This window comes from Marivita sp. (assembly GCF_051859345.1).
Taxonomy (GTDB): Bacteria; Pseudomonadota; Alphaproteobacteria; order Rhodobacterales; family Rhodobacteraceae; genus Marivita.
In genome coordinates this window covers 15847-29249 of sequence record NZ_JBHYFV010000018.1, presented here as the reverse complement: position 1 = coordinate 29249, position 13403 = coordinate 15847, and the positions used below count along the sequence as shown (strand labels likewise).

The window sequence follows — 13403 nt, the reverse complement described above, 5'->3', positions numbered from 1 at the left end:
ATCAGGCGATCCGGCCTCCGTTTTCCGTCAGCCCGTCCAGAACCGCCTGCGCCGCCCGTTCGCCCGGTGGCAGGCCGCCCCGACCCAGCCGGTCCATTGTGAAAGCCATGGCCTGCATCTGATCATCGGGCGCATCCAGACTGGCCAGAACTGCGGCTGCAATCGGTTTGGGCTGGCAGTTGGCGCCAATAAATTCCGGCACAACGCGCGTTTCGGACACCAGATTGACCAGCGTGACCGAATCCACGCGCAGCATCCGGCCAATGATCTGGCGCGAGAGCCAGTTCATGTCATAGGCGATCACCATCGGCGTGCCTGCAGCGGCAAGTTCAAGCGACACCGTCCCAGAGGCCGCAACGGCGACATCCGCAGCGGCAAAGGCCGCCTGTTTGGCTTTCACCCCGTCTTGTGGCGGGTTGATGATGGTCGGTTTGACCGGCCATGAGGCGACGGCCTCGTCGATCAGATTTGCCACGTTCGGCGCGGCGGGAAGGACAAATGCCAGATCCGGGCGTTGCATGTGAAGGTCTGCGACCACCTGCGAAAAGACCGGCAGAAGGCGCGACACCTCGCTGCGCCGCGAGCCCGGCAGGATCAGGACAAGCGGTGCCTCTTGGACGCCGTGCCCTTCGCGGAACCTCGCGACCTCGTCCGGCGTGGCAACAGGATCGGTGACAACCGGATGGCCGACAAAATCGCAGCGCATTCCGGCTTCTTCCATGTAGGGCGGTTCAAACGGCAATAGTGCCAGAACCTGATCAATGTGGCGGGCCATTTTCCGCGCCCGACCGGGCCGCCACGCCCAAACCGTGGGCGCCACATAATGTACGGTGCGAATATCGCTTTCAGCCTTGACCAGCTTTGCCACGCGCAGACCGAATTCGGGCAGGTCGATGGTGATGAGAACATCCGGTCTTGCCGCCAGCACCGCATCGGCGGTTTGCCGGATGCGGGCCTTGAGGTGACGGTATTGCGACAGGATTTCCGTGATGCCCATGATCGAGATTTCGTCCATGGGGAACAGGCTTTGCAAACCCTCGGCAATCATGCGGTCACCGCCGATGCCTTCGAATGTCACATCTGGCGTGTGTTTGCGCAGCCCCGCCATCAGGGCCGCGCCCAGCTTGTCTCCCGAGGCTTCTCCGGCGACGACGAAAACCCGCATCAGCCGCCCTTTTCCCGAACCCAGAGGAACAGGCCCAGCGTGTCGCAGCGGGCCACTGTCCTGGCGCGGTCAAGGATCATCACGCCACCAGCCTCGATCACGATGCCGGCTAATCCTGCGGCTGCAACGGCATCCGGTGTGGTGGGGCCGATCACCGGCAAGTCAGCCCGCCGGTCCTGACCGGGTTTCGGTGCCTTGAAAAGGATACCACCCTCGGTCGAAGATACGCCGCCGGTCAACCAATCGGTCGCGTCACCAAGCAACCCGCCGAACATGTCGCTTGCGGCGTTGATGGGACTGGTCAGGAAATCGCCACTTCCGGCGACCCGATCCCGTGCCAGCCGTCGGAGCATGGCGTCCGTGCCCGCCGAGTCTTCGCGCGCCAGAACCGTGTCACCGCGCACCGCACAGGCCTGCCCCGCATCCCGTGCGCCCATCGCCGCGACGGTACGTTCACCCAGCCGTGCCTCAATGCTGTTCTGAGGCGCGTAGGATGCGAGCGTCAGCACGCCTTCGGCGGGCAGCAGGTCTGGCATCAGTTCGTCCACGGCAGCAATCCGCAGACCCGCCTCTTGAAACAGGTCCATCACGATGCGCAACGCGCCATCGTCGCCAGAGGTGAGCGCGGTCTGAAGACGGGGCACCAGTGGCACCGTCAGCGCATCAAGCCGCGCCGGATCAATCATCGGACGACGAATGGAGCCACACAGGCAGACCTGAGTCACTCCGCGCGACTTCAGCGTCTCAAGCAGAGTTCCCAGGGTCTCGAGGTGGAAGGTCAGATCGGCTTCAATCCCATCGGGTTCAAAACCGTTCAGAACGCAGATCAGCGGGCGCTGGTCCTGCGCATGTGCAACGCTGCGCGGCAGCCACCCCTGACCGCAGATCAACGCAAGCGTCATGGTCTAGCCCGGCGTCAGGAACGACCGTCCCGTGTCGCCCAGGATGAAATCAACGATGTGCTGCACATAGTCGCTGTCGGTTTCCTCACCCAGTCGCCGGGCTCGTTCCTGAAACGCGCCGTCACCCTGTGCCAGCATCTGAAACGCGGCCCGCAGCGCGGTGATGTCAGAGCGGCTTACGCCCTTGCGCTTCAAACCGACAAGGTTCAGCCCATCCAGACGCCCGCGATCTGCCTGCACGAGGCCATAGGGAATCACGTCATTTGTGACCATGGTCACTGCGCCGATGATGGCACCGCGTCCGATGCGGACGAACTGGTGAACGCCGGACAGGCCGCCGATGATCACGTCGTCCTCAATGATGCAATGCCCGGCCAGAGCGGCGCTGTTGACCACGATCACCCGATTGGCGATCTGCACATCATGCGCCACATGGCATCCCGCCATGAACAGGTTGTCGTCGCCCACCCGCGTGATGCCGCCTCCACCCTTTGTCCCGGTGTTCATGGTTACATGTTCACGGATACGATTGCGCGCGCCCACGATGAGGCTGGTCTTTTCGCCGTCGAACTTGAGGTCTTGCGGGATTTCTCCGATCACCGCGAAGGAATAGATTTCTGTCGCATCGCCGATCATGGTCTGGCCGGTGATCACCACATGGCTTTTCACAATGACGTTGTCGCCCAAGGTGACCTCGGGGCCGATATGGCAGAACGGGCCGATGACGCAGCCATCCCCGATCTGCGCGCCGTTTTCGATCACTGCGCTGGGATGAATGTCGGATGTCACGCCGGCAGGTCCATCATGGCCGAGAATTCGCATTCCGCCGCCATGTCACCATCCACCGTTGCCACCCCGCCGAATTTCCAGACCTTGCCACCCGGCTTGCCGCGCAGCGTTGTCAGGCGCATCTGAAGCTGGTCGCCGGGGATCACCTTGCGGCGGAATTTGCATTTGTCGATGGCCATGAAATAGATCAGCATTTCCTTGTCAGCCAGATCAAGCGCGGTGCCCACCATCACGGCGGCGGTCTGCGCCATCGCTTCGATGATGGTGACGCCGGGCATGATCGGTGTGCCGGGAAAATGCCCCTGGAAATGCGGCTCGTTCATCGTCACGTTCTTGATGCCAAGAGCGGATTGCGTGCCGTCAATCTCTTCGACGCGGTCCACCAGAAGGAAGGGATAGCGATGCGGCAGGATACGTTGGATCAACTGGATGTCGGCGCGAAGAAGCGTGTCGCTCATGGAGGCGTCCCTTTGAATTTCGTGCGCTGTGAGTATCAACCCCGATGCACCGGGGCAAGGTTTCAGGGACGCAGCGGCAGGATCTCTGCCCCTTCGCCAAATTCGGAATTGACCCGCTGGATTGCCTGTTCGGTGATGTCCACAGAATCCACGCTGAGAAGGACCACACGGCGGTCCAGAACCGCCACTGCGCCGCTTTCCACCATCAATTGGAACAGAACGGGCTGTGCGGCTGTCAACAGGGCACGTCTGGCTTCTTCGTTGCGCTGACCGACGGCGCGCGCCTTTTCGTCCTGTTCGCGGCGCAGACGCTGAACCTTTTCGTCGAAGGCCTCGGCCCGCGCCCGGAAATCCGCCTGATCCAGCGTACTGCGCAGTTCGGTCAGATCTCTTTCTTCAGCCGTCAGTTCGGCCTCGATCCGTCGATTTTCCGCAGCGATTTCAACGCTCTCAGCTTCAATTTCACGCGCGATGCGCTGACCGAAATCGCTTTGGGCATAAAGTGCTTCCGGGGCAACGGTGAGGATCAGACTTTGGACGACACCCAGATTCGACAGCCCGCCATCCTGTTGGGCATTGGCCGCGGGCGAAAGCCACAGAAGCGCTCCGAAAAGCGCCCCTGTCCATGTGCGCAAACTGCGGGACATTTAGAACTGCGTGGAAATCGTCAGATCGAAGCTTTGATCATTGTCGAACTTTTCCTTGCTCAACGCTTCACTGAAGTTGAACCGCAACGGACCAAGCGGTGTGGTCCAGAACACCGACACACCGATCACATGGCGCGCCGTGAAATCTTCGTAGAGCACGTTCGCGTTGGTCTCTTCGAGGCCCCAAAGGCTGCCCACGTCGTAGAACACGCCACCCGAGATGCCGTATTCTTCGGGCAGAGGCAGCGGGAATTCCGCTTCGAACCGCGCCACGGCAAAGTAATTGCCGCCCAGCGGATCGTTCACGTCGCCCGGTCCAACTTCGCGTGGGCCGATACCGCCGCCTTCAAAGCCGCGCATCAGGTTTGTGCCAAGGGAGAAACGGTCGGTCACACGCGACGACCCGTCCGAATAGCTGAGCGCACCTGCCTGAAACGTCGCCCGCAAGGTGACTTCGTCATTGTAAACGCGGGTCTGTGCCACGGCACGCAGCGTGGATTCGACATAGGTGCTGTCGCCGCCCAATCCCGCGAAGTCCTGACCGAATTCAAGCAGAACACCTGCGTTCGGGTTGAGGCCGGTGCGACGGGTGTCATAGCTGTAGCGATAGCCGACAAAGCTGTCCCAAACCTCGCCACGGGCGGCTTCGGCGGAAATGATGGACCCGACTTCAGGAGCCAGGTTCGTGATCTCGGAGTACTTGGCACCGTAGCGCACGCCCAGACGTCCGTTTTCGGAGACCGGGAAGGTAAACCCGGTCGAGAAGTTGCCGATGACGGTGTCATATTCAGCCGATGCGTTGTCGGTTTCGAGGTAATTCAGGCTGAAACTGAACGCGACATCGCGGCCCAGAAAGGCCGGTTCGGTAAAGCTGAAGCTGTAATTCGACGAATCCACACCTGTAGTCACACCAAGTGACAATTGCTGGCCCCGGCCAAGGAAGTTGCGTTCACGGAATGTGATGGCCGCGCCGAAACCACTGCTGATCGAATAGGACCCACCAAAGCTCAGCGATCCTGTGGGTTGTTCGTCCACGTCGACGTCAATGATGACCTGCTGCGGTGTTGAGCCTTCGCGCGCTTCGACCTGCGCATCGCCAAAGAAGCCAAGTGCCCGGACACGTTCGGCGCTTTCGCGGATTTCGCGCGGGTTGAACGGATCCCCTTCGACGACACGGAACTGGCGGCGCACAACGCGGTCCAGAGTGGTTGTGTTGCCTTCGATGTCGATGCGCTCCACAAACACCCGTTCGCCGCGCGTCAGCAGGAATTCCACATCCAGCGTCAGATCGCGGTCATTTCGAGTCACGCGGGGTTCGACCCGCACAAAATTCAGCCCTTCGCGGATCGCCAGACGTTCAAGCCGGGCAATTTCGGTTTCCACGGATGTCGGCGAATAGACCCGACCTGCCCGCAGTCGCAGTGCATCCTGAAACACATCCGGATCGACCTCGGCCAGATCAGACGAGACCGTCACGTCGCCGAATTTGAATTGCTGGCCTTCCTCGACGTTGAAGGTGATGAAATACGCGTCGCGTTCTTCGCTCAGTTCGGCATTGACGCCAGTTGTGCGGAAATCGACATATCCGCGCGACTGGTAGAAGTCGCGCAACACCTGGCGGTCGAATTCGATGCGGTCGTCGATGAATGTGTCGCTTTGAACCAGCGCGCGGAAAATGCCCGCCTGCTTGGTTTCCAGAACGCGGCGCAGGCGGCCATCGCTGAACACCTGGTTGCCGGCAAAGCCGATGCGTTCGATCTCGGACACGCCGCCTTCGAAAACCTCGAACACCAGATCGACGCGGTTGTCGGAGCGGCGAATGACCTTTGGTTGCACACGGGCGGCGATCCGGCCTTGTTGGGAATAGGCTTCGGTAAGGCGGGCGGCGTCTGCTTCGGCGGTCGAAGGGCTGAACACGCGGCGCGACTCAGACTGGACGATGCTGGACAGCGTTTCATCATCGATGCGGGCATTGCCTTCGAAGGTGATGCGGTTGACCGTCGGATATTCGACCACACGCACGACAAGCGTGTTGCCGCGGGGTTCGATTTCGACAGTTTCGAAAAGGCCAGAGGCAAGAACCCGCTGATAGCCGTCATTCAATTCGGCGGCAGAGACGGATTCGCCGCGCGCGACCCCGAGGTAACTGGCAATCGTTCCCGCCTCGATCCGCTGGTTGCCTTCAACCGTGATCGCGTTGAATCGGAAATCCTGCGCCTGCGCCATATCCGGCGAAACGATGAATCCGACGCTCAGGGCAACGGAAGCAGCAATAAGGAGTGGACGAAATGAGGATTTCCGCGCTGCTTGTCGCGTCACCTGCCCGCCTGTTTTATGTGTCATTGTTGGCAACCTACTCAGACATTCTTTTGAGAACGTGAGTACCGAGATTGCCGTTACTTGTCAAAAGCGCAGAGGCGGTTTTGTTCAATACCACACAGGGTGTGTCATTGCCTCAATCATCAGGGAGCCCAGAAACGCCCCGAGAAACAACGATGCCACGATTGCAAACACATAGATCATCCGATCCCAATTGATTGAGATCAGAAGGCTGAACGACCGGTAGCCGTGTTGAATCGTTTGCATGGGACACCTCAGATACGTTGTTCCAAGTTCGAAACTGCAGGCGAATTATGTCAGCAATCAGGCAGAAAATGGGACGATTCTGTGAAATCGCCCCTCCAGAGATTAAAAAATCAGGGGCAAAACAAGTCGTTGGACAGTGCGAACAGCATCAAGGACAGCAGCATCGTCAGGCCAATCGCCATCAACACGCGCAGCGCCTTGTCGCTGGGAGGGCGGCCTGTCACGGCCTCGTAGGCGTGAAACACCAGATGTCCGCCATCCAGCACCGGAATGGGAAACAGGTTCAGCAATCCCACTGCCGTGCTAAGTACGGCGATGAACCAGATAAAACTGGCTGTTCCCTGCGACGCCATGGACCCGGAGGTTTCGGCGATTCCAATGGGGCCTGACAGGTTACAGGTGCTGATGGCCCCGGTGATCATGTACCACAGACCCGACAGGGACCCTCTGATGATGCTGCCCGTCTGTTCAACACCAGACACGAAAGCGCTGATCGGCCCAGTATAGGCCGTTGCGGGTTCAAAGAACATCCCACCCACGATTCCAATGCGATAGGCAGCTTTGAACGTGCCATCCGGCTGCGGTTCGTCCGTGCGCCGGGGGGTGAGTTCGAGTATGCGGCTTTCGCCGTCGCGCCACACCTCAAGATCAAGCGTCGCCCCCTCCGACCCTTCGACAGCCATGCGCAGCTGGTCGAACGCATAGATCATCGTTCCATCAACCGAGATGATGATGTCGCCCGCGCGAAATCCCGCATCGTCGGCGGCGGAAAGTGGAATGATCTGGGTTGCGACGGGTGGATAGACATACGGCCCCTGCACCACCCGTTCTTCGCCGTTGCGCAGCACGGTGTAATCCAGATGCTCCTGCTCGGGCAGGTCTTCGAGGAATGTCTGGAACGCCCCGGATTCGCCGAATGGGGGAAGATCGACACCTTCGATGGAAACCAGTTGGTCACCGACCTGCAATTCGTTCTGGGCCGGAACTGCGCGCAACTCGCCCACCTGAACCGGTTCCGTCACTTCGCCGCGCAGCATGAAGACGCCGGTAAAGATCAGGATGGAAAGTGCAAAATTGAAGATCGGGCCTGCGGCAACCGTTGCAGCGCGGGCCCAAAGCGGCGCGCCGTTCATCGTGCGCCTGCGTTCGGTTTCGGACAGCCCAGTCATGGCCGCATCATCCTTGCCGCCGGAGGCATTACCGTCACCCTTGAATTTTACATAACCGCCAAGTGGCAACAGGGCGAATTGCCATTTTGTCCCGCGTTTATCCACCCTTGAGTAGAGAACCGGACCAAAGCCAAGCGAAAAGACATCGGCATCAATCCCGGACCAGCGGCCGACGATGTAATGGCCATATTCATGAATTGCGACAATGATCGACAACGCGATCACAAATGCCAGGAGGGTCCAAATCACACTACCAAACTGCGGCAGCAGCGCTGCTATATCCAAGGTTCAACCCTCTAGTTCATTTATAATTTCGTCTGCCCTTACCCGAGCGAGATGGTCTGCATCGACCACGTTATCAAGGGTAATGTCGGCATCAATGTGACTAGGTTGAGCCGAAACTCTGGACAAAACCTCTTCCACAACTACGGCGATCTGCTGAAATCCGATCCGTTTCGCGATGAACCCGTCAAGCGCGCGTTCCTTTGCGGCGTTGAAGACGGCGCCGGACAATCCCCCTGCCGCCATCACCTCTCGGGCCAGTCTGAGCGCGGGCCAGCGGGTTTCGTCAGCGGGACGGAAGGTCAGCTGTCCAAGTGCCACAAGGTCAAGCCGTTCCACCGGCAGCGCCTTGCGATCCGGGTAGTGTAGCGCAAAGCCGATGGCGTGGCGCATATCCGCTGGTCCGACATGGGCCATCAGCGCGCCGTCGTTGAACCCGACCAGGGCGTGAATCATGGATTCGGGATGCACCACGGCTTCGATACGCGTTGGATCAATCTGGAAAAACTCTTTGGTCTCAATAAGCTCCAGCGCCTTGTTAAACATCGTTGCGCTGTCGATGGTGATGCGTTGACCCATGTCCCAATTCGGATGCTGGGCAGCCTGTTCGGGTGTCGCCCCGGCCAAGTCTTCCAGCGGCCAATCGCGGAAGGCGCCGCCGGACGCGGTGATGATCACCCGCTCCACCGCGCTCAGATCTTCTCCGATCAGGGCTTGGAACACGGCGGAATGTTCGCTGTCCACTGGCAGGATCCGTGCACCGAACCGTTTGGCAGTGGACAGCATCAGCGGCCCGGCACAGACCATGCTTTCCTTGTTGGCCAAGGCAAGGCTTGCCCCCTGCTCAAGCGCGCGAAGCCCCGGCGCAAGACCGGCAGAGCCAACGATGGAAGACATGACCCAATCGGCCGGACGGCTGGCCGCCTCGACGAGCGCGGCAGGACCGGCAGCGGCCTCGATTCCCGTGCCGGACAATGCGGTGCGCAGATCGTCCAACCGATCCAGATCCGCGGTGATCGCGATTTCGGCGTCAAAGCGGATGGCATCCGCGGCAAGTTGTCTGATATTCTGGTCGCCGCTCAAGGCAACAACCTTGTAGGCGTCCCGATCCCGACCAATCAGATCAAGCGTGTTCTGTCCGATTGAACCTGTGGCCCCGAATATCGTGATGCGCCTCATTGCGCCCCCGGCGGGAATCCGATGATCTGACCGGCAATGACGATGAACAGGGCCGCCCCCAGCATTCCGTCAAAACGATCCAGCAACCCGCCATGCCCCGGAATGAGCCGCGAGCTGTCCTTGACGCCGACTCGGCGTTTGATGGCGCTTTCTGCGATATCGCCGATCTGGCTGGCCATGCTGACCGCGATGCTGACCCCGATCAGACCAATTCCGGCGGGCGTCGTGCTGGCAAACAGGACCGCGACAATGGCCGATCCGACCCACCCCGCCACAGCGCCTGACCATGTTTTCTTGGGGCTGACACGCGGCCAAAGCTTGGGGCCGCCGATAAGACGGCCGGCAAAATAGCCTGCGATGTCGGTGACAACAACCACCAGCAAGAGCCAGACCATCCAGGTCAGGCCGAAATCGTCGCGCAGGGACATCAACCCGTAGCCTGCCAACAGAATGAACGCGGTGAACACGGCATATGTCACGCCGCCCCGCTCCATCCGTCCAAGACCAAGCATGGACGGCGCCAACAGCAACGGCAGGGCAAAAGATGCCGGAATTTCAACTGCGATCATCGACACCAAAGCGGCCACAACGCCAAGGATCAGCGGCGATTTGCTGCGCGCGGTGTCGAGCATGGTCACGAGTTCCCATACCATCAGACCAACCACGATGGCGATCAGACCGTGGAACCACAACCCGCCAAGCCAGACGCCAAGCGCGCCAATGCCAACCATAGCCACGGCCGAGATCAGCCGCGGGGCAAGGTCGTCCCACTTGCTGGGCGTCATGCCACAACGGCTCCGAACCTGCGGTCGCGGGTTCCAAAGCCATCCACAACCGACCGGAACTCTGCAGCCGTAAAGTCGGGCCAGAGCGTGTCGATGAATTCGTATTCGGCATAGGCCGATTGCCAGAGAAGGAAGTTTGAAATCCGCGCTTCTCCGCTTGTGCGGATTACAAGATCAGGATCTGGCAAAAAGTAAGTATCCAAGTACTTTGGCAGCGTTTCTTCATCCACTGCCGCAGGATCAAGTTTGCCTGCCGCCACATCCCATGCAAGACGTTTTGTGGCGCGGGCCACTTCGTCGCGACCACCATAGTTGATGGCAATGGTCAGGTTCACGGATGTGCAATTGGCGGTCAGAGCTTCAAGTTCGTCCATCATCCCGACCAGTTTCCTGTCCAGGCGGACCCGGTCCCCGATGAACCGGACACAGACGTCGTTGGCCTTGAGCGCCTTGGCTTCGCGCGTGATGTAGCGGCGGAACAGGCTCATGAGACCGGCGACTTCGGACTGTGTGCGCTTCCAGTTCTCGGTGGAGAAGGCGAACACAGTAAGGTAGTCGACCCCAAGGTCCGGGCACGCTTCGACGATTTCACGCACGCGGCGCGCGCCTGCCTGATGCCCGAAAAGACGTGGCCGTCCCCGCTGGGTGGCCCAACGGCCATTTCCGTCCATGATAATGGCCACATGACGTGGTCCATCGTCTATCGCTTTGGGCTGTGGCTGCGCCATCGTGCCGAGGTCCTTCCTGTTCAGGCCTCAGACCTGCATGATCTCTTCCTGCTTTGTCTCCAAAGCGGCGTCGATTTTCTTGATATAACCATCGGTCAGATCCTGGACTTCGGTTTCCCAGAATTTCTGGTCATCCTCGGACAGGCCGTCTGACTTGGCTTTCTTGATCTGGTCCATGCCATCGCGGCGGATGTTGCGAATGGACACGCGGGCATGCTCGGCATATTGCCCGGCAACCTTGCCCAGCTCGCGGCGGCGTTCTTCGTTGAGTTCCGGGATCGGCAGCATGATGATCGTGCCATTCAACTGCGGATTGATGCCCAGACCGCTTTCGCGGATGGCTTTCTCGACCTTGCCGACAAGACCCTTGTCCCAGACGTTGATGGTCACCATGCGCGATTCAGGCACGTTCACGGTGCCGACCTGGTTGATCGGAGTCATGCTGCCATAAGCGTCCACCATAATCGGTTCCAGCATGGACGCGCTGGCACGGCCCGTGCGCAACGATGCAAATTCCGTCCGCAGGTTGGCCATCGCGCCATCCATGCGGCGCGTGAGATCATCAGTGTCGAGTAGAAAGTCGTCTGCCATAGAGCCCTCAAGAGCGGTTTTTGTGCTTTACTGGCGTTCTATGCGACGAGTGGTCAAAAGTATAGCACCTTGCGCCGCTTGACTGCCTGCTGTGATTGATCTGTGACGGATTGGTCAGGCTGCGGAGTCGGCATTGGGCTTGTAGGGTCCGCCATGCACCTTGGTATAGGTGCCTTCACCGGCAAGGATACCACGGAAGCCACCCGGTTCATCAAGGGGGAACACGATGATCGGCAGGTTGTTGTCACGCGCCAGCGCGATGGCCGAAGCATCCATGACTTTCAGGTTCTTTTGCAGGACTTCGTCATAGGTCACAGAGTCGTAACGCTTTGCATCCGAATGGGTTTTCGGATCCTTGTCATAGATGCCATCGACCCCGTTCTTGCCCATCAGGATCGCCTCGCAGTTCATCTCGTTGGCGCGCAGGGCGGCGGCGGTATCGGTGGTGAAATACGGGTTTCCAGTGCCGCCTGCAAAGACGCAGACGCGCTTTTTCTCAAGGTGGCGCACAGCCCGGCGTCGGATATAGGGCTCGGCAACCTCGTCCATGCGAATGGCGGAAATCACGCGGGTGAAGACCCCCTGCTCTTCCAAAGCCGATTGCATGGCCAGCGCGTTCAGCACTGTGGCCAACATTCCCATGTAGTCGGCGGTCGTGCGCTCCATGCCTTGCGCGCTGCCCTGAAGACCACGGAACACGTTGCCGCCCCCGATCACCATGCAAATCTCGACGCCCAGATCGTGAACCGAGCGGACTTCCTGCGCGATGCGTTGCACGGTCGGCGGATGCAGCCCGAACCCCTGGTCTCCCATAAGCGCTTCCCCCGATATCTTGAGCATGACGCGTTGGTATTTCGGATTTGGGGTGGTGCTGACCGCCATATTGCGCTCCGTTTGATCGAGAGTCTAAACTTGCGCGCAAAGTGTCGGAAAACCGGCACCGGGGCAAGGCGAAGTCCCCCTGTTTCGTAAACAGATCGATATAAGAGCAAGGTTCAGGGGAACATTTGGCGTGGCACAGGGCATTTCACAGCTGATTGCGGCGCTTGATCCCGCCAGACCCGTTCTGATCGCGGGCCCGACGGCAAGTGGCAAATCCGAACTGGCGCTGCGGATCGCGGAGTCACAGGGCGGGATCGTGGTCAATGCCGACGCCATTCAGGTCTATTCCAACTGGCGTGTGCTGACTGCGCGCCCGTCACCCGAAGATGAAGCGCGCGCGCGGCATGCGCTTTATGGTCATGTACCGGGCGACGTGCCGTATTCCGTCGGAGACTGGTTGCGGGATCTCGAGCCGTATCTGGCGACGGGGCCACGCCCGATTATCGTCGGCGGGACGGGTCTTTACTTCAGCGCCCTGACAGAAGGACTGGCGCAAATCCCGGCCACGCCGGACGACATCCGAAAGCACGCCATGTATCGGATCGCAGAAGACGGGCACGAGGGGATGATCGGCGAACTGGACGAAGAGACCCGGTCGCGGATTGACCTTGCCAACCCCATGCGGGTTCAGCGCGCCTGGGAGGTCTTGACGACCACAGGCCGGGGCCTTGCCAGTTGGCAGGACGACACCGCCCCGCCCCGACTGCCAGTGCCAATGGCAAACGCCCTTGTGATTGAGGCGGAAAAGGACTGGTTGACGCCGCGGATTGAAGCCCGCTTTGACAGGATGCTCGAGACCGGCGCATTCGAGGAAGCGAAGGCCAACCGTCCGACGTGGTCGCCGAACTTGCCATCGTCAAAAGCCATCGGAGCGGCCGAGTTGATGGCCGTGATCGACGGCACCCTGACACTTGAAGACGCGCGGGGCCGCTCCACTGTCCTCACACGGCAATTTGCCAAGCGACAGCGCACCTGGTTCCGGTCGCGAATGTCGACCTGGCAGAGCTTCAACGCGCAGGAATTCTAGCGACGGAGGTGACCACCCTGGTGCGATTGTTGGTCTATGTCGCTTTGAGGCAAGGAATGTGTCGCATTCAGACCTCAAAAGGTCTAAACTGAACGTTGACGATTGGTCCCCGATCAGGCGCAATGCCAAAGACATTACAATGCTCGTGTCGGACCCCGAAGAGGGGCCACAATAGACACGTTGACAAAAACAATCGTGTCACAGGGAGAAACA

14 protein-coding genes are annotated in these 13403 nt (G+C 59.9%); 1 reads left to right on the top strand and 13 read right to left on the bottom strand.

What is annotated here, in order from left to right:
- Position 1: 1 nt before the first annotated feature.
- From lpxB to pyrH, 13 genes are all read right to left on the bottom strand, one after another.
- Positions 2–1165 (bottom strand): lipid-A-disaccharide synthase, encoded by a 1164-nt coding sequence (lpxB, locus tag ACTIEN_RS12855; protein ID WP_439523543.1) that lies wholly within the window; start codon positions 1163–1165, stop codon positions 2–4.
- Entirely contained in the window at positions 1165–2067 is a 903-nt protein-coding gene (locus ACTIEN_RS12850; RefSeq protein ID WP_439523542.1) for an LpxI family protein, read from the bottom strand. The genes lpxB and ACTIEN_RS12850 overlap by 1 nt, the downstream gene beginning before the upstream one ends.
- A gap of 3 nt (positions 2068–2070) precedes the next feature.
- Positions 2071–2889, bottom strand: coding sequence for an acyl-ACP--UDP-N-acetylglucosamine O-acyltransferase (gene lpxA / locus ACTIEN_RS12845; protein ID WP_439523541.1), 819 nt, complete (start codon positions 2887–2889; stop codon positions 2071–2073).
- Positions 2853–3314, bottom strand: coding sequence for a 3-hydroxyacyl-ACP dehydratase FabZ (gene fabZ / locus ACTIEN_RS12840; RefSeq protein ID WP_439523540.1), 462 nt, complete (start codon positions 3312–3314; stop codon positions 2853–2855). The genes lpxA and fabZ overlap by 37 nt, the downstream gene beginning before the upstream one ends.
- A 62-nt stretch (positions 3315–3376) precedes the next feature.
- The gene (locus tag ACTIEN_RS12835; protein WP_439523539.1) at positions 3377–3961 is read right to left on the bottom strand and encodes an OmpH family outer membrane protein; all 585 of its coding nucleotides are present in this window, start codon (positions 3959–3961) and stop codon (positions 3377–3379) included.
- Positions 3962–6304 carry an outer membrane protein assembly factor BamA gene (gene bamA, locus ACTIEN_RS12830; RefSeq protein ID WP_439523538.1) on the bottom strand — a complete coding sequence of 781 codons (2343 nt, stop codon included), beginning with the start codon at positions 6302–6304 and terminating at the stop codon, positions 3962–3964.
- An 84-nt stretch (positions 6305–6388) separates the two neighbouring features.
- A complete protein-coding gene (locus ACTIEN_RS12825) occupies positions 6389–6547 on the bottom strand; it encodes a hypothetical protein (protein WP_439523537.1) in 159 nt (52 codons plus the stop codon).
- A 110-nt stretch (positions 6548–6657) separates the two neighbouring features.
- Positions 6658–8001: an RIP metalloprotease RseP gene (gene rseP / locus ACTIEN_RS12820; RefSeq protein ID WP_439523536.1), complete on the bottom strand. Its 1344-nt coding sequence runs from the start codon at positions 7999–8001 to the stop codon at positions 6658–6660.
- A gap of 3 nt (positions 8002–8004) precedes the next feature.
- Entirely contained in the window at positions 8005–9177 is a 1173-nt protein-coding gene (gene dxr, locus ACTIEN_RS12815) for a 1-deoxy-D-xylulose-5-phosphate reductoisomerase (protein ID WP_439523535.1), read from the bottom strand.
- Positions 9174–9962, bottom strand: a complete 789-nt coding sequence (locus ACTIEN_RS12810; RefSeq protein ID WP_439523534.1) for a phosphatidate cytidylyltransferase — start codon at positions 9960–9962, stop codon at positions 9174–9176. The genes dxr and ACTIEN_RS12810 overlap by 4 nt, the downstream gene beginning before the upstream one ends.
- Positions 9959–10690, bottom strand: coding sequence for a polyprenyl diphosphate synthase (gene uppS, locus ACTIEN_RS12805; RefSeq protein ID WP_439523533.1), 732 nt, complete (start codon positions 10688–10690; stop codon positions 9959–9961). The genes ACTIEN_RS12810 and uppS overlap by 4 nt, the downstream gene beginning before the upstream one ends.
- 27 nt (positions 10691–10717) lie before the next feature.
- A complete protein-coding gene (gene frr / locus ACTIEN_RS12800) occupies positions 10718–11281 on the bottom strand; it encodes a ribosome recycling factor (protein ID WP_439523532.1) in 564 nt (187 codons plus the stop codon).
- A gap of 114 nt (positions 11282–11395) precedes the next feature.
- Positions 11396–12163: a UMP kinase gene (pyrH, locus tag ACTIEN_RS12795; RefSeq protein ID WP_439523531.1), complete on the bottom strand. Its 768-nt coding sequence runs from the start codon at positions 12161–12163 to the stop codon at positions 11396–11398.
- A gap of 130 nt (positions 12164–12293) precedes the next feature.
- On the opposite strand from pyrH, the gene miaA reads away from it, so the two are divergent.
- Positions 12294–13190, top strand: coding sequence for a tRNA (adenosine(37)-N6)-dimethylallyltransferase MiaA (miaA, locus tag ACTIEN_RS12790; protein ID WP_439523530.1), 897 nt, complete (start codon positions 12294–12296; stop codon positions 13188–13190).
- Positions 13191–13403 lie beyond the last annotated feature (213 nt).

Bases quoted from the DNA above. Each gene is read 5' to 3' on its own strand.
- lpxB (WP_439523543.1), bottom strand. From the start codon at position 1,165: ATGCGGGTTTTCGTCGTCGCCGGAGAAGCCTCGGGAGACAAGCTGGGC.
- ACTIEN_RS12850 (WP_439523542.1), bottom strand. From the start codon at position 2,067: ATGACGCTTGCGTTGATCTGCGGTCAGGGGTGGCTGCCGCGCAGCGTT.
- lpxA (WP_439523541.1), bottom strand. From the start codon at position 2,889: ATGCGAATTCTCGGCCATGATGGACCTGCCGGCGTGACATCCGACATT.
- fabZ (WP_439523540.1), bottom strand. From the start codon at position 3,314: ATGAGCGACACGCTTCTTCGCGCCGACATCCAGTTGATCCAACGTATC.
- ACTIEN_RS12835 (WP_439523539.1), bottom strand. From the start codon at position 3,961: ATGTCCCGCAGTTTGCGCACATGGACAGGGGCGCTTTTCGGAGCGCTT.
- bamA (WP_439523538.1), bottom strand. From the start codon at position 6,304: ATGACACATAAAACAGGCGGGCAGGTGACGCGACAAGCAGCGCGGAAA.
- ACTIEN_RS12825 (WP_439523537.1), bottom strand. From the start codon at position 6,547: ATGCAAACGATTCAACACGGCTACCGGTCGTTCAGCCTTCTGATCTCA.
- dxr (WP_439523535.1), bottom strand. From the start codon at position 9,177: ATGAGGCGCATCACGATATTCGGGGCCACAGGTTCAATCGGACAGAAC.
- ACTIEN_RS12810 (WP_439523534.1), bottom strand. From the start codon at position 9,962: ATGACGCCCAGCAAGTGGGACGACCTTGCCCCGCGGCTGATCTCGGCC.
- uppS (WP_439523533.1), bottom strand. From the start codon at position 10,690: ATGGCGCAGCCACAGCCCAAAGCGATAGACGATGGACCACGTCATGTG.
- frr (WP_439523532.1), bottom strand. From the start codon at position 11,281: ATGGCAGACGACTTTCTACTCGACACTGATGATCTCACGCGCCGCATG.
- pyrH (WP_439523531.1), bottom strand. From the start codon at position 12,163: ATGGCGGTCAGCACCACCCCAAATCCGAAATACCAACGCGTCATGCTC.